This window comes from Vibrio renipiscarius, from assembly GCF_000827885.1.
GTDB classification, from domain to species: Bacteria; Pseudomonadota; Gammaproteobacteria; order Enterobacterales; family Vibrionaceae; genus Vibrio; species Vibrio renipiscarius.
This window is the reverse complement of the sequence record NZ_JTKH01000006.1, coordinates 564,855-588,286: the sequence shown is the minus strand read 5'-3', so window position 1 is coordinate 588,286 and position 23,432 is coordinate 564,855. Positions and strand designations below refer to the sequence as shown.

The following is a 23,432-nucleotide window of genomic DNA, read 5'->3' as shown; positions in this document are numbered from 1 at the left end:
TGTAAATACGGCAATACATTGCCGGAACTTTGACAGTTCTGCCATTTGGCGAAATTATGCAATTTACATACCGATATATAACCGGCACATAAATGCCCCACTAGGGCAAATACTCTAGTGGGGCATTAATCTAAATATCAACAAGCATTAATTGCGTTGATGACGCGCTTATCAGATACCGGATATGGCGTACCCAACTGCTGAGCGAATAAGCTAACACGCAACTCTTCTATCATCCAACGGATTTCTTTCACATTTTCTGGTACTGCCATGCCTTTCGGGATCTTATTCAGCAGCTCTTTGTAATCACTCACTACTGATTCGATTTTTAGCATGTGTAATCGGTCTTTATTTGGATCGATTGGCAGTTTTTCCATACGACGTTCAATCGCTTTCATGTAGCGCAAAATATCCGGCAAACGCTTCCAGCCACATTCCGTCGCAAAGCCTTTGAAAATAAGCCCTTCGATTTGTGCCTTGATGTCTGACAATGCAAACGCCATGGTGAAGTCGATACGCCCTTTCAGCTTCTTATTGATGTTAAATGCAGTTGTCAGAATCGTTTCGACCTGCTGAGCAACATCAACCACGGTATCGCCCAGTTCCGCTCGGATGTGTTCTTTCATCTTCTCAAATTGAGCCGATTCCCACACTAAGCCACCCTGCTCTTCAATCAACTTATCAATACCACAAGCGATACAGTCATCAATCAAATCCATCACGCGACCGTAAGGGTTGAAGTAAAGACCCAACTTTGACTTGTTTGGTAAGTTAGAGTGCAGATATTTCACTGGCGATGGCACATTGAGCAACACCAAACGACGTTGGCCCGCACGCATTGCCGTTACCTGCTCTTGCTCGGTTTCGTACAGTTTAATTTCGACGCTGTCTTTGTTATCAACAATCGCAGGGTACGCTTTTACTTCGTAGCCACCGCGTTTTTGTTGATACACCTTCGGCAGTTCGCCAAAACTCCACGTATGCAAACCTTGCTGCTCGATATCAGAATCCGCCACTTTCGATAAGGTTTCTTGCACCTTATCTTTAAGGCTTTCTTTCAACTCGTGCAGGTCTTTATGCTCTTTCAGTTTGCGATTACGATGATCGACCGCGCGGAAAGTCACTTTCAAATGCTCAGGCACTTGTTCAAGCTTCCAATCTTCGCGGTAAAGTTCCACACCCGTCATGCGGCGCAGCTCTTTTTCTAACGCATCGAGCAATGGCATTTCCATTGCCGTCACGCGTGCCAAAAATGCATCCGCGTAGTTTGGCGCTGGCACAAAGTTTTTACGCAACGTTTTTGGTAGTGACTTAATTAAGCTCATCACCAATTCATGGCGCAAACCAGGGATCTGCCAATCAAAGCCCGCCATTTCTATCTGGTTCAAGATCGGTAGCGGGATATGCACGGTCACACCGTCGTTATCATCGCCCGGTTCAAACTGATAGCTCAGCTTTAGTTTGAGGCCATTTTGATACCAGAAATTCGGGTAATCCAAATCGGTCACATGGCTCGCATCCCCTCTAAACAGCATCTCTTTTTCAAAGTTAAGCAGTTCAGGGTTCTGTTTTGACGCTTTTTTCCACCACGTGTCGAAATGACGGCCAGAAACCACTTCGGTTCCGACTCGCTGATCGTAAAAATCAAACAGCTCATCATCATCAACTAAGATGTCGCGACGACGTGATTTATGCTCGAGCTCTTCGACTTCTTGCAGCAATTTGCGGTTTTGCTTGAAGAAGGCATGTTTGGTTTCCCAATCCCCTTCCACCAGCGCGCTACGAATGAAGATTTCGCGGCTAATGGTCGCATCAATACGCTCGTAGTTAACCAAGCGTTTTGGCACAATTGGCACGCCGTAAAGCATCACTTTTTCGTGCGCCATCACCGCGGCACGTTTCTTCGACCAATGCGGTTCGCTGTAACTGCGTTTGATCAAGTGCCCCGCTAAAGGTTCAATCCATTCCGGCTGAATCTTGGCGATAATTCGACCCCAAAGTTTTGAGGTTTCCACCAGTTCTGCGGACATGATCCACTTCGGCTGCTTCTTGAACAGACCAGATGCTGGGAAGATGTGGAAGCGCGCATTACGCGCACCTTGATAGTCACTCTTCTCTTGGTCTTTGATACCGATGTGAGAAAGTAAACCCACCAGAATTGCACTGTGTACATTTTCGTAGTTGGCTGGCTCAGAATTGAGTTTGAATTCCATTTCACGCATTGACTGGTTAATTTGGAAGTAAACATCTTGCCACTCACGCACACGCAAGTAATTCAAATAATCGAGCTTACATTGCTTACGGAACTGATTGCCTGATAACTCTTTTTGCTGGGTTTGGATGTAATCCCACAGGTTAACAAACGTCAAGAAATCTGAATCTTCATGGAAGAATCGACGATGTTTATCATCGGAGGATTGTTTCTTGTCGCTCGGGCGTTCACGCGGGTCTTGAATTGACAAGGCCGCAGCAACAATCATCACTTCTTTCAGCGCGCCGTATTTTGGCGCTTCAAGCACCATACGAGCTAAGCGTGGGTCGATCGGCAAGCGAGCAAGTTGGCGACCGGTATTGGTCAGACGCTTTTTGGCATCTTTGGCATCGCCATTCAGCGCGCCCAACTCTTCAAGTAGGCGAACACCATCTTGCACGTTACGTTTGTCTGGCGCTTCCACAAATGGGAAGGCTTCAATATCACCCAAGCCCAATGCGGTCATCTGCAAGATAACCGACGCCAAATTGGTACGTAGAATTTCAGGATCGGTAAATTCAGGACGAGAGTTGAAATCCTCTTCTGAATACAAACGAATACAGATACCTTCTTCAACACGACCACAACGGCCTTTACGCTGGTTCGCACTCGCTTGAGAAACCGGTTCAATCGGCAGGCGCTGAACCTTAGTTCGGTAGCTGTAACGGCTAATACGCGCCGTACCTGGATCGATCACGTATTTGATGCCCGGAACCGTCAAAGAGGTTTCCGCTACGTTGGTCGCTAAGACAATGCGACGGCCGGCGTGGGGCTGAAAAATCTTATTCTGTTCGCTGGCAGACAAGCGCGCGTAAAGCGGTACGATTTCGGTGCTTTTAAGATTGCGCTTGCTTAACGCATCAGCGGTATCGCGGATCTCTCGTTCACCGTTCATGAAGATCAGGATATCGCCTAAGCCTTCATCACACAGCTCATCCACCGCTTCAAAAATACCGTCTAGCTGATCGCGATCGACATCTTCATCACCATTAAGGGGACGATAACGCGTATCCACCGGATACGTGCGACCTGACACTTCAATGATAGGCGCATTGTTAAAGTGCTTAGAAAAACGCTCAGGATCGATGGTTGCCGAGGTAATAATGATCTTAAGATCAGGACGACGTGGCAATAACTCTTTGAGGTAGCCCATGATGAAATCGATGTTTAAGCTGCGCTCATGCGCTTCATCGATAATGATGGTGTCGTACTGATTCAGGAATCGATCGTGCTGAATTTCGGCCAGTAGAATACCGTCCGTCATCAACTTGATTTGTGTGTTGTCAGAAATTTGGTCGTTAAATCGTACCTTATAGCCGACAAACTCACCCAGTTGGCTTTGCATCTCTTCGGCAATACGATTGGCAACGGAACGTGCCGCCAGTCGACGAGGCTGAGTGTGACCAATGAGGCCAAACTTACCACGACCAAGCTCGGCACAAATTTTTGGCAACTGCGTGGTTTTACCTGAGCCTGTTTCACCCGCGACGATCACCACTTGGTTCTCGGCGATCGCTTTCGCGATGTCATCTTTTTTCTGACTAACCGGTAGAATTTCTGGATATTCAATGGTGATACGCTGCGCGTGGCGCTGCTCGACTTCCATCATTGATTTGGCGATATCAAGTGCAATTTCATCGAACACCGCATTGCGCGACGCTTCTTTATTGATTTTGCTTGCACCCGAAATACGCTTACTCAAACGGAAGCGGTCTCGAATCATACATTGATCAAGTGCCTTACGTAGAGAGACCGCGGTGTTCGCGTTTACTGTCTTCTCACTAGGCTGAGATTTTTGAGGCTGTGACGAGGTCAAAGCGTGTCCTATTCTTTTTACTTATCAAAACTGCGCGGATTGTATCACAGAATGACCTTAAGTAACTTGTAGATACAGGCTTAAACATAGCCCATTTTCTCAGCGAAGAGGAACCACACCCGACCTCGACTCGGAATGATTTAAACAACGTCATTGGGGGCGAATAAACGCTTCAGCCCCGCCTAAACATCACTTTGAATAAGCCGTTAAAAATCGAACTGTAGATAAACTGTATTGTAATTGCTGCCGCCCTTGATTCGCCCAAACTGCGAGGCTTTTTCAAAAATAGCGCTGCGATGATGCAGTGAATAGCCCATCCAGACATGATTCCAAGCGGGTTTGTTGACTAAATCGCCCACATTGACATCGACGGAAAAATCCAAATAGTTGAGTAAATGGCTGGGTGTGTAGCCTTTTTCATCCATCTCGCTTTGTTCGATATGGGTAATATTGTCGATATAGGACAAGCCCTCCGCCACACCAAAGCGCCAGCGCGTCGGCCACTCCATCGTCACATACGCTTTGATCGCGGCAACCCATTCTGTGCTGGCATTTTGCACATCTGAAGACCAATGATGCACCACGCCTGGCGTAAAATAGAGATCAAGTGGAAAACCAAAGAGTTCGTCGGTCAGAGGATGCCCATAGAAAAACGATGTCAGTTGATTGTTGTTCGGGTCTTTTTCTCGGTTAAGCGACAGAATGTCACCGATATTTGAGGGGGTCGCCCAACCATGGGCCACTCTCAGATAGCGCTTATTACTGAGGTGCGATTTGGGTGGGCTATTTTTGTCATTGAAGAAACCAAAGCCGACGAAAACTTCGCCTTGATAACGCTCTTCCACCGCCGCAGCATGGTACGCATTGTCATCAAGGCGCGTGACACTTGTTGAACCCAATAGATACAAGTTAGACACGACATGATAGCGCGCATCAATCCCAACTTTTGCATCCACTCCTGCGCCAATGGTCTGGCCGGAAAACTCACTGAACGCATAATATTGGCTATTAAAATCCGCATCTTTATATCGTAATGTCACGGCAGGGCTGAGCGCCCAATCGCCGATTTCGTACTCGGCACTGAGGCGAACGTTTGAGTGGAAGCGAAAAGCATCATCGCTCATGACTTCCCAATCAAACGACAACGTCTCATTCGGTTGATAACGAAATTGCACACCAAAATCAGCGGTGTCCCCTTGCGTGGTATTTTGTATCGAGGCAGGAATATCAACAAAGCGCATTCGAGTTAAGGCATTAAATTGATAGGTTTCATCCGCCCAATCCGTCAAATACAAGCCACCTTCGAGCCCATCGATAAACACATAATCGTTATTGAAATACATCATGGGAACAAACGTATTGACCGTTTGGTCGCCATTTTGGTTCGCAAAAGGCACACTGGCAGAACGCATCATCGCGGCAAGCCCCCATTCTTGCTCACCGTGAGAATGCAGAGTTTCTCCAAAGGCAAGCAAAGGAAAAGAGGCTGAGATCATCAAGCTTAAACGCACGGGCAAATTGGGTACTGTCATTTTTTAACCAAATAAAGATTAATTTCTACGATTCAACAAGTTTGTACTTATGTTTCTAGGCGATTCGCCGTTAAGATAGAACAATACGATCTCTTGATGCAAAAAATTGTGAAAGTTTCCGAACTCAAAGATGTACTTAACGCGCTGCCTATCGACAAGGACATTCACATCGTGACCGGTGAAGAATGGTTGCCTGAGCAATTAGTCACTACGTCATTGGTCGACGATATGTTATTCATGCAGTTTGACAATGCCCCCGAAGATACGCAATGCGAAGAAGGCCGAGGCTTCGTACAACACGAAGTTGAGCTCATCCGTTCTCGTTTTGAACAAATTATTACAGAACCCATCGATGCAAAAAGCAAAGCCGATGCTATATTGGCGTTGTTCCTCATTGGACATGAGCAAAGTAGCGCCGAAGTCATTGAAATACTTGAAAGCGTCGAATTTGAACGCTAATTGACGACGGAACGCCTTGGCCACCGATTGCGAATATTCGCGTGACACCTTAAACAAAACTCTATCATTGAATACTCTATGAGCGATACCCCATCTCTGCCGCTTATTTTAGCTGGCCCAATACTCAGAAAAACCACCTCGTCAGAGCTCGTGCTTTGGTTTGTCACCAGTGCGCCCATTGTTGAAGGTGAATTTCAATTGTATGCAGACGCAGATCAAGCACTCATTTATCAAGCGTCGCTGAGTTCACAACCGTCGATGACAGTCGGCCAACATGCGCATGTGGTTTGTGCTCAATTTAAAGGGGCTTTCCCTGCGAATGTGGCGCTGAGCTATGACCTGATCATAAATAATCAGTCATTGGTCGCCTTAATGCCGTCGTTGCTTTATGTCGACGAAGTGCGTCCGACCTTTCGGATTAGTCACAAAGCCGATTACTTATTGCATGGTTCTTGTCGTAACCCTCATCATTCGAGTAAAGACGCCCTGATTCAAGCAGACCTAAAGGTTGAAAAGCAGCCCCTAGAGGCGCGCCCTGATATGCTGATGATGAGCGGCGACCAAATTTATGCGGATCATGTTGCAGGCCCAATGTTGGATGCGATTCATCAAGTGTGTGAATTGCTCGGATTAAAACAAGAAACCTTCAGCGATGCGCCTATTGCCAATAGCCAAGCCTTATATGCGCACCCGCGCTGCTACTATCAACGCGATAGATTGCTGCCAAGCTACATTGATGACAGCCACTGGTTAAGCCGTTGGCTACCGGCTCGATACAGCCCAATTTTTAGCTCACGTGAATGTGAAAACCACCTAATCACCTTTGCGGAGTTTTTCGCAATGTATCTATTGGTCTGGTCACCTTCGCTGTGGCAACTCATCAACCTTGATCGCCTCGCGGATCGCGGCTTTCAACATGGCAATCAACCATTAGCCAAATCTGACATCGCGCTTTGGCACAAAGAAAAACATGAGATCCAACAGTTTGTCGCGGGGCTACCCAACGTTCAACGGTTAATGGCCCATATTCCGACTTACATGATATTTGATGATCATGATATTACCGACGACTGGAATTTAACGGTGGGTTGGGAAAAAGCCGCGCTGGATAATCCTTTTTCAAAACGCATTATTGGTAATGGATTGATCGCCTATTGGCTTTGCCAAGGCTGGGGCAATGAACCGGATAATTTTGGTCATGAACTCCTCGATCTTGCTCATCGCTTTGCGCAATCAGACCATCAACACAACCAATCTCACGATGATCTGATTCGCTATCTGTATCACTTTGAGCAATGGCACTATACCGTAAACAGCCAACCCAAAGTGGTGGTGCTCGACACGCGCACACGTCGCTGGCGCTCTGAATCACGGATGAATAAACCGTCAGGATTGATGGACTGGGAAGCGTTGATTGAGTTTCAACAGCAGTTAATGCACCAAGATAAGGTAATTGTCGTGTCGGCAGCGCCCATGTTTGGCGTGAAATTTATCGAAGCCTTACAAAAAAGCATGACGTTACTTGGTCAGCCATTATTGATTGATGCGGAGAACTGGATGGCGCACCCTGGCAGTGCCAATACACTGCTGAGTATTTTTACCCATACAAAAACGCCCACTAATTTCGTCATCTTATCGGGCGACGTGCATTACTCCTTTGCTTACGACATCAAACTCAGATTCCGAAAATCGAGTCCTAATATTTATCAGATCACTTGCAGTGGCTTTAAGAACCAATTTCCCGAACCATTGCTGGGCATTTGTGACCATATTGACCGGGCGATTTATTCACCGCGTTCACCGCTGAACTATTTGACCAAGCGTAAGCGTCTCAAGGTTTTCAAGCGTGATCCAGATACGCAAGGCGAACGACGTCTCGTCAATAGTAGTGCCGTTGGCGAACTCAAATTAGACCCACATGGTAAGCCTCAAGAGATCGCCATTTTGACCGGAGAAGGCAAGAGTATTTACTTTCCTCCGACACAAGAAAGCTTGTGATCTCAATCATGTGCCACTATGTATAGAGTAAGAGACCATAACCAATAGGCAGACATTCATTATGCTCAATTCAATCAGTAAACTCTTCAAGCAACTGCTCGAAGGCCATGATCTCAGCAATCAACACAAAGCCGATCCAAACTTGGCGATCGCCTGTTTACTATGTGAAGTCGCTGGTGCCGACCATCAAATTGAGCAAAGTGAACGCGACGCAAAGCAGCAACTGATTGGCCGATTGTTAGAGCTTGATCCCTCACAATCACAAGCCCTAATCCGTCGCGCGGAGAGCAAAGTCAAAGACTCCGCTTCTTTATATGAATTCACGACACAATTACGCGAATTAAGCCAAGAAACGCGCTACAACTTAATCAAAGCAATGTGGGAAGTGGCGCATGCCGATGGGGAAATTGACCCGCAAGAAGACGCGGTGATTCGTAAATCCGCCGAACTGCTCTATGTTGATCATAGTGAGTTTATTCGCGCCAAACTGTCAGTGACCGGCGATAAAAAGTAGCGGCTGAGTTTATGGCTGAATCCAGAAACAAAAAAACGAGCATCATCGCTCGTTTTTTTAAATTAGGGTTTTTCTCAACATCTTGCTGTGATTTGGGCTAAAGCATCTTTAACGCTAATTTCGCCAAGTTATACGCATCCACATAACCGGAATGCTGACGACCTTCCCACTCAATCCCTTTTGCTTCTTGCGCGGCTTTGTGGCCAATACGCTTCTCTTTCAAGCGGTTTTGAATGCGGTAGATTGTCGCTAGATTCACGTATTCTTTAAACGGTACTTCAATGCCCTTTGCTTCGCATTCTTGCGCCAGTATCAAGTCGTCACGTCCCCAAGCCGCATAAATTTTATTATTGCCGCCGAAGTTTTTGATCATTGACTTGATCACTTCCGCTAACGGGCGTCCTTGTTTTTCAACTTTACGAGGCGTAATACCGGTTAACTCAACACAGAACAAAGACACTTCATCGTGCTCTGGTTTCACGTAATACTGGGCGCGTTTAACGATTTCACCTTTGACCAAGTCTATCTCTGCAAGTCCAATCTCGATAATTTCACCGGTTGAACCAACGCCGTCGATATTCCAGCAGCACATTTCTAGATCAAAACAAACGATACGGTTGTGATTCATTACTCGCCCGATACAAAAATAACTAACGATATAAATTCTACCGTAAACCTTGCCCTAACCCAAGTAACCCATCGTCAGCGAGATTCCATTCGCTGAGTTATTCAGCAATCGATACACAATTTCGTCCCGCTTTCTTACTTTTATACAGTTCGGCATCGGCGATATGAATCAATTGCTCAACAGAATGGTTAGCGCGTATCGAAGCGCCAATGCTCAAGGTACAAGACACGGCACTCTCGCCGACCATAATTTGGCTATTCGCCATCGTGTGACAAATAAACTCGAGGTAACGTTTAAGCGGCGCTTTCTCTATCACGTAGCTAATAATATAAAACTCGTCACCGCCGCACCGAATCATAATATCACCGGGCGCTAAGCAACGTTGTACGGTATGGGCGACATGAACCAGCATTTGATCCCCGCCCATATGGCCATAATTATCGTTTACCGATTTGAATCTATCGATATCGAGCGCGACAAACGTAAACTGAATGTCTTCGGCCTCGATTTTTGTGATCAATTTATTAAACGCATGACGGCTATACAGCCCTGTTAGCGAGTCGTGTTCAACCAGAAATTGCAGCTCTTGGGTCCGAGCCGCTAATTGCGCTTGCAGTTTAGATTTGGCACGAGCTTGAAGAAAAACGATATAACTGAGCAGGCAGGCAATCACAAAGCCCGATAAGATAAATCCACTCAACACAAATCGATCATTCGCGGTAACCTTATCCCCTAAGCGAAAGGTCACTGACCATTTTCGGTTCGGCAACGTGATGATTTCACTCACTTCAAAACCATCGGTTTCAGCCCAATTTTGGCTTTCAAACAACACCGGGTCGTCGTGAGCATCAAACCCTAAATCGACCACACGAACTTCGAGTTTTTGTTCCGCCGCAGTGCGCAGCATCAGGTTATCAAAATAGTGCGAGGTACGAATAATGCCGATCACGACGCCGATTAATTTTTGGTGTTTCTCTTGGTCAAACACCGGATGGTAAACCAATATACCGTCTCTCTTTAAACGAGTGTCCACACCATCTTGTAATAAGCGCACTTTGTCCGACACACTGGCTTCGTGTTTAATGCGCATGTGATCGAGCACTAACTGGAAACGAACACGAGAAGAATAAAAACCTAATACATTCTGGTTGCTTTCATCTCGAGGGTACACATCGCGAGCGACAAAAATGGGCTCATTCGCTGGCATATGATAGCCAATATTGGCCACACCGCCCTTCGGGATCGTGTAAATTTGGAAGTCAGGATCCTCTTCACGAGCCTCACTGAGAAAATCGTCTATTTGAGAGGGTTCTACCCGCTCCATCCACTGCAACGTGGTCAGCGTTTGTGACGCGCCAACAATATGCTTGGCAAACGCAGGAAAGTGGTTCCAATCTTCACGATCGGTCGCATGAAAAAAGTTGGCACCCGCACCGATATGCTCAAGATCGCTGACCACAAACTCGGTCAACACTTCGGTTTGGCGTTCGGCCAGATTCTCAAAGATGGTCTGAGTGTAATTTTGCTGAGACTGGTAAAAAAAGTATCCAATACATAACGTCACTGACACCGTCAGCATGAAGGTCAGTAGAGGGTATAGCCACTTTTTATCAAGCGTTGAAATCATTCCATCACATAAATTCTTGTTTTATTAACCCCATACTACCTGTTACGACTTAAGGACTAAATCTTTTATTGCTTACTAATTATTCTTATTCTCTCAATTCTCCGAAATTTCGCGCATTCCAATGGCAGCAATTGTTTGAAAATACATCAACCAGCAGCGACTATAATGGTTTACATGCGTTTTCTACGAGAATAGCGACTTGAATGTGATACCATTCATCCCAATTTATTTGTGATTATCCGAGTGCCGAATTTAAGCGGTACTTGAACCCAAACCTAAAAGAGAATTGTCATGACGTTCGATTTACAAATGATTCCTCAAACCTTTGACATGCTACATGCTGGCCTTGCGGCTTCTAGCGTCCTACTACTTCTTGTTGCGGTTTCACGCAAATCGAAAGTAATCGAGAAAATTGTCGAAAAGCCAGTTGAGAAAATCGTTGAGGTTGAAAAACCGGTCGAAAAAATCGTTGAAGTAGAAAAAATTGTTGAAGTAGAAAAAGTCATCGAACGCGTCGTTGAAGTAGAGTCTAAACTCGCGACCGCAACTACCGATTCTGCAATGCAACTGCTTTCTATCATGCAGCAAGAAGCAAGACTGATTGATTTCCTAAAAGAAGACCTGACGTCATTCTCTGATGATGAAGTCGGCGCTGCCGCTCGCGTTATTCACACTGGTGGTCAAAAAGTATTGGCTGACTACGTAACGCTTGAGCACATTCGTAACGAAGACGAAGAAACACGTATTACCGTTGATGCGGGCTTTAACCCACAAGAAATTCGCCTAACTGGCAACGTAACGGGCCAAGCACCATTTAATGGCATTCTGGTACATAAAGGCTGGAAAGCAACAAACATGACCTTGCCTAAACTGGCTGAGAACTATAACGCATCAGTGATCGCACCTGCCGAGGTAGAGCTTTAATGGAACACCAACAAACCGCTTCGGTAGAAGCGACAGAACAAACGACACCGGCATTTAGTGTCGGTATCGACTTAGGCACAACTCACTGCGTACTGTCATACCTTGATACTCGTGATGAAAACGCCAAAGTTGAAGTAATGCCAATCGCTCAGCTAACAGCGCCAGGCATGGTAGAAACTCGTGATCAGCTTGGTTCATTCTTGTACCAACCACATGAAAACGAGATGGATGCCGCTTCACGCGTGTTGCCATGGTCAAGTGAGCCAAAAGCGTTGGTGGGTGCCATTGCACGCAACCTAGGATCGAAAACTCCGATTCGTTTGATTGCGAGTGCGAAATCATGGCTTTGTCACGCAGGCGTAAACCGTCGTGATGCTTTCCTACCCGCTGGTAGCCCAGAAGAAGTGGAAAAAGTATCTCCACTGCGCGCAACCGAATTGTATTTAGAGCATCTGACCGCGGCGTGGAACCACAACCACCCAGAGGCGCCACTGCAAGAGCAAGACGTTACCATCACCGTTCCGGCATCATTTGATCCTGCGGCGCGTGATTTAACTGCAGAAGCGGCGCGCAATGTGGGTCTGACGCACCTGACTCTATTAGAAGAGCCACAAGCGGCACTCTACAACTGGATCGATAACAGCAATGACGCATGGCGTGACCAAGTCACGGTTGGCGATATTGTTCTTGTGGTCGATATCGGTGGTGGTACGACCGACCTTTCTTTGGTTGAAGTGACCGAGGAAGAAGGCAACCTAACGCTAAAACGCATTGCCGTCGGCGAGCATATTTTGCTTGGCGGTGACAACATGGATCTTGCCTTAGCTTTCCGCCTAAAAATGAAATTAGCGCAAGAAGGCAAAGAGCTACAACCATGGCAAGTGCAAGCGATGACGCACGCGTGTCGCGATGCGAAAGAAGCCCTATTGAACGATGCTGAATTGCAAGCAGTGCCGATTGTGGTACCAAGCCGCGGTTCTAAGTTGCTTGGCGCGACATTAAAAACTGAGCTGACTCAGCAAGAAGTTCAACAAACATTAGTTGATGGTTTCTTCCCGAAAGTCGATGTGACCGAGCACCCCGTGCAACGTAACCGTGGCGCATTGACACAGATGGGTCTGCCTTACGCACAAGATGCAGGCATTACTCGTCATATCGCGGCGTTCTTGTCTAAGCAAGCGAATGCTCTTTCTACCGAGTCAGCGCAAGCGCAAGACTTCAACCCATTCGCCAATATGCCAGGTATGGGTGGCGAAACGGCTTCTGCAGATTTCATTAAACCAACGGCCCTACTGTTCAATGGCGGCGTGTTGAAATCACCACTGCTTTCTAACCGCCTAGAAGAGACGATTGGCGAATGGTTGATTGAAGCCGATGCGGAACTGCCAACACGCTTAACCGGTACCGATCTTGATCTAGCGGTTGCAAGCGGCGCTTCATACTACGGCGCAGTACGTCGTGGTCAAGGCGTACGCATTCGCGGTGGTATTGCATCCAGCTACTACGTGGGTATCGAAAGCGCGATGCCTGCCATTCCAGGTATGGCTCCGCCAATGGAAGCGCTGTGTGTGGCACCATTTGGTATGGAAGAAGGCTCAAGTGTCGATGTACCAAGCCAAGCATTTGGTCTGATTATCGGTCAGCCGGTTAACTTCCAATTCTTTGGTTCAACCGTGCGTCGTGATGATCTTGCGGGTACTCATCTTGATTACTGGGCACCAGAAGAGCTCGAAGAGTTGCCTGAAATTCAGGTGACACTGCCCGTGTCTGAAGGTCGTCGTGAAGGCGAAGTTGTCCCAGTGACTCTAGCCTCTCGCGTGACTGAGCTTGGCACGCTTTATCTTGAAGCGATTGCCGCAGACAATGGTCAGAAATGGCACGTTGAGTTCGATGTGCGCGAAGACGCGAGCAGCGATTCAGACGAAGAATAATAAATAGAACATCAAACGGCATCCAATCGGGTGCCGTTTTTAAATTTACGAAGGTTTGTATGGCATCTCCTCGTTATCTTATTGGTATTGATTTAGGCACCACCAACACTGTGGTCGCTTACTGTGAAATCACCGATACCCTTGAACAATCCAAAGTTTCCCTATTTGACATCGACCAGCTGATTGGCGCAGGTGAAGTGGTGCGCAAACCACTTTTACCCTCCTTTCGTTACCACCCAGCAGTCGGTCAAGTTTCTCCTAGCGATCTCACGCTACCTTGGCACAATGACGCCGTCCCCGGCGACAGTGATAACATCATCATTGGCGAATGGGCACGTGAGCTTGGCGCGAAAGTAGAAGGTCGACAGGTTTCTAGTGCGAAAAGCTGGCTTTCTCATCAGGCCGTCGATCGCCGTTCAGAAATCCTACCCTGGGCTGGCGCGAGCGATGTTGACAAAGTTTCGCCACTGATCGCCAGTGCCAGTTATCTTAATCACATCCGTCAGGCATGGAATTACCGCAACCCAAGCAACAAACTTGAAGATCAAGATGTCGTGGTGACCGTTCCAGCTTCATTTGATGAAACCGCGCGTAAACTGACGTTAGAAGCCGCCGAGCTAGCAGGGCTAACGAAAATTGTCTTGCTCGAAGAGCCACAAGCCGTCTGCTATGACTGGTATGCACGCCACCAGCAAACGGCGGCCGATGAGCTTAAAGATCTACCATTGATCCTCGTGTGCGATGTCGGTGGTGGCACAACCGACTTAAGCTTAATTGAAGCGCGTTTTGATTTAGAGAATGGTCATGCGGATGAATTGTCGCTTGATCGTATTGGTGTGGGCGAACATCTCATGCTGGGTGGTGACAACCTCGATTTAGCGTTAGCGCACCTAGCAGAAAGTCGCTTCGCGCAATCTGGCCAAGACCAAAACAAAAAGCTCAATGCCGCCAACTTAACCAAATTGATTCAACAAACTCGTGCCGCTAAGGAGAGCCTACTCTCTGCAAATGCGCCTGAGCAGGTTAAAATCACCATGCTTGGCAGCGGTTCTAGACTGCTGGGCGGGACAAAAAGCATTGATTTGAGTAAGCAAGAAGTGCATCAAATTGCCTTAGATGGCTTCTTCCCGATCAGTGACTTTACCGAACTGCCCGATAAGCGCCGCAGTGCCGTGGTCGAATTTGGCTTGCCATACGTGGCCGATCCCGCGGTGAGCAAACACGTTGCGGAGTTCTTAACGCAGCACCAGCAAGTGTCTCGCGCAGCGCTGGGCTTAGACGATACACAAAACGCCATTCCTGTTGCCTTGCTGCTTAACGGTGGGGTTTTTAACAGTGCGTTGATCACCGAACGAGTCACGAATTTGTTGGAAAACTGGCGCGGCGGTGACATCACCGTGCTGGATAACCCACACCCAGACTGGTCAGTGGCACTTGGCGCAGTCGCGTTTGGGAAAGCTCGCCGTGGCGCTCAGTTGAAGATTGGCGGCGGTGTGGCTCGCTCTTACTTCCTTCACCTGCAAGAGAAGAACAAACTGGGCAAAGCACTGTGCCTGCTTGCGAAAGGGACAGAGGAAGGACAAGAGATCCGCTTAAGCGGTCGTCGTTTCTCACTCACGCTTGGTGAACCAGTACGTTTTAATCTACTCACTTCCACTCATGATACTTTGAGTCATCAGACGGCGATTCAAAATGGTGTGGTCGTCGATGTGGACCCCGATCTATTCCAACCATTGCCGCCTTATATTTCGACCCTAGATAGCGAAGGGGCTGAACTGCAAGCAAACCAAAAGGAACGCGTTGAAGTGTTACTGGCTTGCCAGCTAACCGAGGTAGGCACCTTGAAAATGGAGTGCGTATCCTGCCAGGACGACAGCAAACGTTGGGCGTTAGAATTTGAAGTTCGCAACCAACAGGCAGAGCAACAAGCACAAAACCTTCATCCTCGATTGGACGAGTGTAAGGAACTGATCAGCCGAATCTATAGCGCCAACAAAAAGAGCGCGGAAGGCAATGAGATAAAAACGCTGACGAAAGCATTGGAAAAGCGTCTTGGTCAACGCGATGATTGGGATTTCACGACTCTACGTCAGTTGTTTGATGCATTTTCGACAGGGCGTAAGCGTCGCCGTCGCTCAGAACAGCATGAAAAAAACTGGTTACGCTTAGCGGGATTCGCGCTTCGCCCTGGCTTTGGTGATGCCACTGACGGATGGCGCATCGAGCAAGTCTGGAGCTTGTACCAGCAAGGTATTCAGTTTAAAAACCATCAAGGCTGGACCGACTGGTGGGTCTTTTGGCGTCGCATTGCGGGTGGATTAAATCAAGAACAACAAGAAACTATCTTGGCCGATATCGCCAAATACCTGCATCCTGGCGCAATGAAAAACCCGCAATCAGCAAAAACCGCGCAAGAGATGGGTTACGAGTCGATGGTGCGATTGTCGGCATCACTTGAACAATTGGATGTCGAAGATAAAGTGTTGTTGAGTAGCTGGTTCTTAAGCAAAGCGATGAATCACAACCAATATCAACAAGCGCATTGGTGGGCTTTAGGCCGTTTAGCCTCACGCACGCCTTTGTATGGCAGTCAGCATAATGTGGTGAGCCGTGAGCAAGCCGAGCAGTGGTTGCCAAAATTGCTGGAGCAAGATTGGCAAAAAGAACCAATGGTGGCCTTTGCGACCGTGATGATTTGCCGAAAAACCGGCGATCGCCAGTTTGATATTTCTGACGATTATCGCCAACAAGTGCTCGATAAACTGAAACAAACCAAAGTACCTGAATCTTGGGTTGGACTGGTTTCCGATGTCAAAGAGCTATCCGAGAGCGAATCGAAGCGCATCTTCGGTGATGCACTACCACACGGATTGACGCTACTGAAAAACTAAGGGTGACCGATCTCCCCCCCCATGAGCAATCAGCGTTAGCCAAACCCTGTATTGACGTTCATTGTGCCCTCTTCCTGACAAAGGACGGGGGCATTTTTTACACTACCCTATCAAACTCGCTTGGGGTAAGATGAACAACAATGAGGAAATAGGTAGCCCATTGATGCCGCGAACAAATCGTCAGTTACTGATTGCATTATTCAGCGCTTTTTGTCTGTTATGGCTTAGTGCGTTTAACGCCGTACAAGCTAATTCCGCGCGACCAAACCAAATCAGTCACAATGCGGTGAACAATTACGCTGCTGACAATCATGTTTCTCGCCATCATATTTCTAGCGACAATAAGCCTATTGGTGGCGTTCATCTCAATCCAATCGCCACTGCCGATCGTGAGTGTGCCGCTCACACGACCTCACCTCACGTCGCTCAACACGCAAAAGTCGAACATCAAAGTTGTTCATCGATTTGCATCATGAAAATGCCTTTAGAACCGATCAATTATGCCATGCAACGCTCTCCTTGTGCGATAGCGCCCATCGGGCATGATGTTATGGGCAAAACCATCAGTCGAACTCAGAGTCTGTTCCGTCCTCCGATATCCTAGCTTCAAACTTCATTAATCCGATCTAACGATCGCCCCTCGTGCGTTACGCACGGGTATTACGTTTAAAGCGACACCATTAGGAAATAAGAATATGAACAAGATTTTTGCACTTTTTGCATCATTGCTGATGGCATTTTCAGTCCATGCCGCGCCTACGTTTACCGAAGGCAGCGACTATACGGTGATTGAACAACCCAAATCCACACAACCAACCGTGACTGAATATTTTTCATTTTATTGCCCGCATTGCTACAAGTTTGAATCGATCATTACAAACTTAAAGCCCGCATTAGCAAGCGATGTGACGCTTGAAAAAGTACACGTCGGCTTTATGGGCGGAGAAATGGCACAGTCGATGGTTAAGGCCTATGCCACGATGACGGAACTGCAAGTCGAAGATGTCATGGTTCCAGCGATGTTCGAGCGAATTCACGTCTTACGTAAAGCACCACAAAGCGACGCTGAAATCCGCCAACTGTTTATCGACAATGGTATCAGCGCCCAAGCATTTGATGCGGCATTCAACGGCAAAGCGGTTGAAGCCCTGCTACAACAATATGAAGAAAAATTCACGAACAGCACACTGCGCGGCGTTCCTGCCGTCGTCGTGAATAATAAATACATTGTGGTGGCGAGCAACATCAAAAGCTACGATGAATACAACCAGTTAGTGAACCACCTACTAACACTGTAATGACCATATAACGAACAGCCAGAGCCTATGCTCTGGCTTTTTTATTAGGATTAGCACTGTGTCTATAGACCTGAAGCAGCTTGAACATTTTGATACGATTTACCAAAGAGCAGCCGAACGAAAAGGTGGAGAGAGCCATCTTGAACGCCTCCTTTCAACCCCGCTGAGAAAAGATGAAATCGCCGTGATCAGCGATGATCGTTGGCTATCTGCATTCTCGATGAAGGTATTTCAATCTGGTATGGCATGGAAAGTCGTCCGAAATAAATGGCCCAATTTTGAGGAACTGTTTTTTGGTTTTAAAATTGACCCGTTACTGATGCTTTCCGATGAACAATGGGAAACAAAAGCGACGGATAAACGTATTATTCGTCACAACAGCAAGGTCATGTCCATTTTGGCCAACGCCCAAATGATTCATGAAGTACGCATTGAACACGGCTCACTTGGAAAAATGATCGCTGACTGGCCAATGGACAATCTCACTGACCTTTGGCTCTATTTGAAAAAACATGGCCAACGACTCGGTGGAAATACCGGCCCTTACGCACTGCGTCAGATGGGCGTGGATACGTTTCTTTTATCTGGCGATGTAGAAGCGTACTTACGCGCCTATAAGATCATTGAGGGTGGCAGAGATACGAAGCGATCACTCAGTCAATGCAACCAAGCATTTGCTCATTGGCAACATCAAAGCGGACGCAGCTTGACACACATCAGCCAAATCATTGCGTTTAGTTGCGGAGACAACCGTATCATCCAATAACAGCCTTACCTTTCCTGTTAATATTCATAACGATAAATAACAAAAAGGGATTTTATACGACACGCAATGGATTGCGTTCTATCTTGTTGGCTTTTTTCAGCATATTTACCTTGCTTACAAAATGCTATTCCATTAATTTCGCTGCCGAAATATCTCTATATGGATTGATACACTATGTACAAAGGTTTATTTGCTTCAATCATCGCGCTTATGCTAACAGCTTGTTCAGGCGCTAACGTGACGAGCCAAATGCGTGATTTCGATGCGACAAATTCTTCAAAAATGCTGCGTTGTGTGACCGTTGAAACCGGTTCTTCAGACACCAATGAAGAATTATCAGCTTATGATGGTTGGTCGATGGTTTACACGTCAGAGTACACCACTGACAATAAATCAACGACTGAACTGACTGTTTGTTTCGAAAAGAAAAGCTAATTAGAATTGTAGGTGGGGCAACTGCCCCACTTATCACTGAGTTTAAAAATCAATCCGTTAAGACCATTAGTCTGGCTTTTTCATCCAAAGCAAATAAATGCGCTGCGGCTTCAACGTGCTGTGGATACTCATGAAATTGAGAACGACAAGTTTCATTCATTTGATTAAGCTCTTCCGCTAGCATCAATTTCCAATAGAGTGGCGAGGTTCTTAACATCGCTAATAAAGGCTTAAGCACTTCTTTCTCGTAGGCTTGCATTAACCACTCTAAGATATCTTCACGTTGTTCTTCACTATCGATTGACTGAGACATTGCACTCAATGCCTTCTGATAACTCGAATTGTTCGCTAAGTCATCCATCACTTGGGTATTCTCTTTGGCAAGATCGCGCAGTGCTTGCTCAATGAGATGACGCCAATGTTCTTGGCTAATATCAATCTCGCTCAGCGTGTCAGACTCAGAACGAATGCGGCCCTCAATCGCCCGCTGCGCTTTCATCACGACAGAGCGCACGGTTTGAAACGGCAGTTGGTGCTTTTTACTCAGCTCAACAATCAATGCATAGAAGCCACCATGCGGCAGATGAAGATTCGCTTTAAATTCAGCTAAGGCGGCTTCTTGCTGAGGAGTCAGTTCGCTCATAAAAGTTTTATTCCTGTATTTTTGTGCGTTTTACAGCTTGTAATTTACACCATAGCTAAGCTGAGCGGACACTGTATACCAAGCGTAAAAACGAAGCGAGCGAACCTTGTAGGATTATACCGCTGACCTTCTAGTACGCCAAAAGGCGTCTCGCACCGCACGGTTCACCTGCATTTGTACGTCTGCCTATTCTTGCCTCGACTGAGTTCACGCTGCCACTTATCTGCCCCGCTTACCGTTTATCCTAATAAATCGCCGTTTATCTCATCAACCTGCAGAGACTTTTTTTGTCACTTATTCTGTCATCATTCACCAAGAGACAAGGATTCAAACCATGAAAAAGTCCAAGCTATTATTACTCAGCACACTGCTAGCGACGACGATCAGCAGCGCTCCTCTCTATGCCAATCCAACCGCTGAGATTCTGGCCAACTACTCTCAAGCCGCTGAAGGCGATAAAGCCATGGTTGAAAGCGTATACAACCAACTCAACGTAATGATTGATCAGCAAGGCGCGAAACCTCTCACAATGATTTATCTAGGCAGCACACAAACGCTACAAGGCCGTGACGCCTTCCTGCCATGGAACAAAATGAAGTACACCGAGAAAGGCCTAGCAACCATGGCAAAAGGCATCGGCTTACTCGATACCTTGCCGGAAGATATCAACCAACAAGAGCGCATCCAAGGATTACCTGAAGCGTACTTAGCGCAAGCCATGGCGGCGGTCACTTACACCTCACTACCCGACATGTTCAATCACTTCGATCGTGGTTATGACATGTACCTCAACCTGCTCAATCACGAGAGTTTCGTTCAACAACCTTTTGCCGCTTCAGCTTGGATCTACCACACCGGTATTGTCGCAGCACTCAAAGCGGACGATTTACCACAAGCACAAGTTTGGTTAGACACCATGGAGTCTCTTGATGCGCATAACCCGCTAACTCAGACGGCAAAAAGCCTCGTCGCAAGCCAAGGTTAAGGAAGCGCTATGATCAATTTCGACCACATTGAACGTCATTACCAATTAGGTAATCAAACTGTCCCCGCGCTAAAAGATGTGTCAGGCGAAATTTTAGCCGGCGAAATGGTCGCCCTGTGCGGGCCCTCCGGAAGCGGTAAAAGCACCTTACTCAACATTTTAGGTTTGCTGGATATGCAATACCAAGGCAACGTTCGTATGGATGGAGCACCACTTCCCAAAGATGCCAAGCAAGCCGCCATGCTGCGCCGTGCCCATTTAGGATTTATTTTCCAACGTTTTAATTTGGTGCCGGTAATGAGCGCAATGGAGAATGTTGCCTACCCATTGCTACTCAATGGATTTAGCCGAAAAGAACAGCACTATAAAGCGCAGCAAATGCTTGACCTTGTCGGACTCGATGGCTACTGCCATCACCGTCCAGATAATCTTTCTGGTGGGCAACAGCAACGCGTTGCGATCGCGCGTGCTTTAGTGCATCAACCTCGGTTAGTGATTGCAGATGAGCCAACCGCCAGCTTGGATAGCCAAACGGCCAATCGAGTGATCGATATTATGAAAAACCTCGGCCACGAGATGAACACCACCTTCGTCGTGGCCACCCATGATCCACGTATGGCCTCTCGTTGTGATCGCACCATTGAGCTCCTCGATGGCAAGTTATATTCATTTGAACAAGCGAGTGAGGTGATCTCATGGGCAAGTTAATCACGTTATTCATCCATGATTCAATACGACTCGCATGGCTCAACTTGCGTCGCAATCAACGTCGTAGCGCGATGTCGATGTTGATTATTAGCATTGCCGTATTTGCGCTCACCGCCACAGGAGGCTTTGGCTTATACACCTATCAAAGCCTAAAAGAATCCACCGCTCGTGATATTGGCCACTTAATTATCTCAACGCCTGATTACTTTCAAAAAGATGAAGAGATGCCTCTGTCCAATGGACTCGAACAGCCGGATGAGTTGATAAAAAGGATCATCGCGATGGAAAGCGTACGCGGTGTTCAGCCGAATATCGCTTTCACCGGTTTGATTTCTAACGGCAATAAATCGGCGATTTATATTGGTAACGGCGTTAACGAGCGTGAGTTTGACATGAAAGGCCCCTTCTTAGATGTTCAACAAGGCAAGACACTCTCCAGCCTGCGATCATCTCGCTATGATCCTACCGAACCCGAAGTCATGCTAGCGGTGGACTTGGCTCGTAACCTTAACGTTACGGTTGGTGATTGGGTGACTTTATTAGCGACCACCACTGACGGCGCACTCAATGCGTACGATTTTAAAGTGCATGGCATCTATTCAACTGGCGTACCTGAAATGGATAAGCGTCAACTGTTCGTTCATATCGACAGTGCACAAGACCTGCTCTATAGCGAGAAAGTCAGCACCATTTCAGTATTCTTGTTTGATCTAACGCAGACCGAAGCGGTCTCACAAGCCATTAACCAACTAATCGCTCAACAACCTCAAGCATTACAGATTACGCCATGGCATGAACGCGCATTTTACTATCAAAACGTGAAAAATCTTTATGACCGAATCTTTGGCATCATGGGGCTCATCATGGCGTTGGTCGTGTTTGTCGCCCTATTCAATACCATGACCATGTCCGTCACTGAACGTACCCGTGAAATTGGCACCCTCTCAGCTTTAGGCAATTACCCCAACGAAATCATTGGCGGGTTTATGCGCGAGGCGGGACTGCTCGCAATAATCGGCAGTCTATTGGGTGTCCTCGGGACGGGCATTTTGAGTATTTTCTTAATGTTGGTCGACGTGCAGATGCCACCACCACCCGGCATGACGCAAGGGTATCCACTGACGATTTATTTCTCATATTCATTGGCCGTATGGGCGCTGCTGGGCGTTCTCGCCATCTGCTTAACCGCCGCGTTTTTCTCCGCCCGTAAAGGGGTAAACAAACCGATCACAGAGGCGCTAATTCATGTCTAAGTACCAATCTCTATTCACCACTTTTGCAATGAGTCTGGCCTTGATTGGCTTAGCAAGCCAAGCCCAAGCATTAAATGATGACCAAGTCAGCCAATTAGTACAGCAAGCCGACGACTATCGAATGGATGATGTCTCGGCGCGTGTTATTTCACTGGTTCACTTATACAAAGCCGGCGAGTTGGATAAAACGCGTCAATACAATGTGTATTCCCGCCCTGATCGCGAATCACTGGTGGTGTTTAAATCACCAGTAGAAGCCGGGCAAAAAATGCTCATGCTACAAGATAACTTTTGGCTACAGATGCCAAAGAGTCGCCGCCCGATTCGCATTACCCCAATGCAAAAACTACTCGGCGACGCTTCTGTTGGTGACATCAGCACACTCACTTGGAGTGACGATTATCAAGGTCAGTGGCTGAGTGACGAGTCAGTCAATGACGAGAATCAGAACCAATATGCGACACACCTGATTGAGCTAACGGCAAAAACGACGGGCGCAAGTTATCAGCGCATCGAGCTATGGTTAGAGCAAGAAACGGGGTTTCCAATCAAAGCCAACCTTTATCTGCGCTCTGGTAAGTTGGCGAAACAAGCCACTTTCTCGCGCGGTGAACGTAATGATGCGCTGGCGGTCACGGCGATGACGTTGCTTGACGCAATACAAGCCGATAAGAAAACCGTGATTGAGTATCAATCAATCACGCCATGGCAATTGGATGACAAATTTTATAATCCCAGCTTCCTTGCCCGCAACAGCACTTCGGAGCTGTAAT

The 23,432-nt window shown here is 47.1% G+C and carries 19 protein-coding genes; 14 read left to right on the top strand and 5 right to left on the bottom strand.

Annotated features, from left to right (window positions below):
- Positions 1-137: 137 nt before the first annotated feature.
- Both hrpA and OJ16_RS05835 read right to left on the bottom strand, forming a co-directional pair.
- The gene (hrpA, locus tag OJ16_RS05840; protein ID WP_040988313.1) at positions 138-4,067 is read right to left on the bottom strand and encodes an ATP-dependent RNA helicase HrpA; all 3,930 of its coding nucleotides are present in this window, start codon (positions 4,065-4,067) and stop codon (positions 138-140) included.
- Positions 4,068-4,273: 206 nt separating this feature from the next.
- Positions 4,274-5,563 (bottom strand): MipA/OmpV family protein, encoded by a 1,290-nt coding sequence (locus OJ16_RS05835; protein ID WP_236688420.1) that lies wholly within the window; start codon positions 5,561-5,563, stop codon positions 4,274-4,276.
- Positions 5,564-5,695: 132 nt separating this feature from the next.
- Here OJ16_RS05835 and OJ16_RS05830 point away from each other — a divergent pair, with 132 nt between their 5' ends.
- The 3 genes from OJ16_RS05830 (at position 5,696) to OJ16_RS05820 (ending at position 8,570) form a co-directional block, all read left to right on the top strand.
- Entirely contained in the window at positions 5,696-6,058 is a 363-nt protein-coding gene (locus OJ16_RS05830; RefSeq protein ID WP_040988309.1) for a VC1380 family protein, read from the top strand.
- A gap of 78 nt (positions 6,059-6,136) precedes the next feature.
- Positions 6,137-8,056, top strand: a complete 1,920-nt coding sequence (locus tag OJ16_RS05825; protein ID WP_040988307.1) for an alkaline phosphatase D family protein — start codon at positions 6,137-6,139, stop codon at positions 8,054-8,056.
- Between the two features lie 61 nt (positions 8,057-8,117).
- A complete protein-coding gene (locus tag OJ16_RS05820) occupies positions 8,118-8,570 on the top strand; it encodes a tellurite resistance TerB family protein (RefSeq protein ID WP_040988306.1) in 453 nt (150 codons plus the stop codon).
- A gap of 97 nt (positions 8,571-8,667) precedes the next feature.
- Here the strand turns inward: OJ16_RS05820 and OJ16_RS05815 are convergent, their stop codons facing one another.
- Positions 8,668-9,198, bottom strand: coding sequence for a 3'-5' exonuclease (locus OJ16_RS05815; protein WP_040988303.1), 531 nt, complete (start codon positions 9,196-9,198; stop codon positions 8,668-8,670).
- A 97-nt stretch (positions 9,199-9,295) separates the two neighbouring features.
- Positions 9,296-10,825, bottom strand: coding sequence for a sensor domain-containing diguanylate cyclase (locus OJ16_RS05810; protein ID WP_040988301.1), 1,530 nt, complete (start codon positions 10,823-10,825; stop codon positions 9,296-9,298).
- A gap of 291 nt (positions 10,826-11,116) precedes the next feature.
- On the opposite strand from OJ16_RS05810, the gene OJ16_RS05805 reads away from it, so the two are divergent.
- The 7 genes from OJ16_RS05805 (at position 11,117) to OJ16_RS05775 (ending at position 19,070) form a co-directional block, all read left to right on the top strand.
- On the top strand, positions 11,117-11,749 hold the full coding sequence (locus tag OJ16_RS05805) for a DUF2760 domain-containing protein (RefSeq protein WP_040988299.1): 633 nt from the start codon (positions 11,117-11,119) through the stop codon (positions 11,747-11,749).
- Complete coding sequence (locus tag OJ16_RS05800) at positions 11,749-13,680, top strand: Hsp70 family protein (protein WP_040988297.1); 1,932 nt, start codon at positions 11,749-11,751, stop codon at positions 13,678-13,680. The genes OJ16_RS05805 and OJ16_RS05800 overlap by 1 nt, the downstream gene beginning before the upstream one ends.
- Before the next feature lie 59 nt (positions 13,681-13,739).
- A complete protein-coding gene (locus OJ16_RS05795) occupies positions 13,740-16,571 on the top strand; it encodes an Hsp70 family protein (protein ID WP_040988295.1) in 2,832 nt (943 codons plus the stop codon).
- A gap of 163 nt (positions 16,572-16,734) precedes the next feature.
- Positions 16,735-17,175, top strand: a complete 441-nt coding sequence (locus OJ16_RS05790) for a hypothetical protein (protein WP_040988294.1) — start codon at positions 16,735-16,737, stop codon at positions 17,173-17,175.
- A 91-nt stretch (positions 17,176-17,266) separates the two neighbouring features.
- A complete protein-coding gene (locus tag OJ16_RS05785) occupies positions 17,267-17,869 on the top strand; it encodes a thiol:disulfide interchange protein DsbA/DsbL (RefSeq protein ID WP_040988292.1) in 603 nt (200 codons plus the stop codon).
- Between the two features lie 64 nt (positions 17,870-17,933).
- A complete protein-coding gene (locus tag OJ16_RS05780) occupies positions 17,934-18,635 on the top strand; it encodes a DNA-3-methyladenine glycosylase I (protein WP_236688421.1) in 702 nt (233 codons plus the stop codon).
- 174 nt (positions 18,636-18,809) lie between these two features.
- The gene (locus OJ16_RS05775) at positions 18,810-19,070 is read left to right on the top strand and encodes a hypothetical protein (RefSeq protein WP_040988291.1); all 261 of its coding nucleotides are present in this window, start codon (positions 18,810-18,812) and stop codon (positions 19,068-19,070) included.
- A gap of 49 nt (positions 19,071-19,119) precedes the next feature.
- Here OJ16_RS05775 and OJ16_RS05770 read toward each other — a convergent pair whose 3' ends face one another.
- Positions 19,120-19,713: a hypothetical protein gene (locus tag OJ16_RS05770; protein WP_040988290.1), complete on the bottom strand. Its 594-nt coding sequence runs from the start codon at positions 19,711-19,713 to the stop codon at positions 19,120-19,122.
- Between the two features lie 334 nt (positions 19,714-20,047).
- Here OJ16_RS05770 and OJ16_RS05765 point away from each other — a divergent pair, with 334 nt between their 5' ends.
- From OJ16_RS05765 to OJ16_RS05750, 4 genes are read left to right on the top strand one after another with little or no spacing between them, the layout of a single operon-like run.
- Complete coding sequence (locus OJ16_RS05765; RefSeq protein WP_040988289.1) at positions 20,048-20,698, top strand: hypothetical protein; 651 nt, start codon at positions 20,048-20,050, stop codon at positions 20,696-20,698.
- A gap of 9 nt (positions 20,699-20,707) precedes the next feature.
- Complete coding sequence (locus OJ16_RS05760) at positions 20,708-21,406, top strand: ABC transporter ATP-binding protein (RefSeq protein WP_040988287.1); 699 nt, start codon at positions 20,708-20,710, stop codon at positions 21,404-21,406.
- A complete protein-coding gene (locus OJ16_RS05755; protein WP_040988285.1) occupies positions 21,394-22,659 on the top strand; it encodes an ABC transporter permease in 1,266 nt (421 codons plus the stop codon). The genes OJ16_RS05760 and OJ16_RS05755 overlap by 13 nt, the downstream gene beginning before the upstream one ends.
- On the top strand, positions 22,652-23,431 hold the full coding sequence (locus OJ16_RS05750; protein WP_040988283.1) for an outer membrane lipoprotein-sorting protein: 780 nt from the start codon (positions 22,652-22,654) through the stop codon (positions 23,429-23,431). Before OJ16_RS05755 ends, OJ16_RS05750 begins: the two co-directional genes overlap by 8 nt.
- Position 23,432 lies beyond the last annotated feature (1 nt).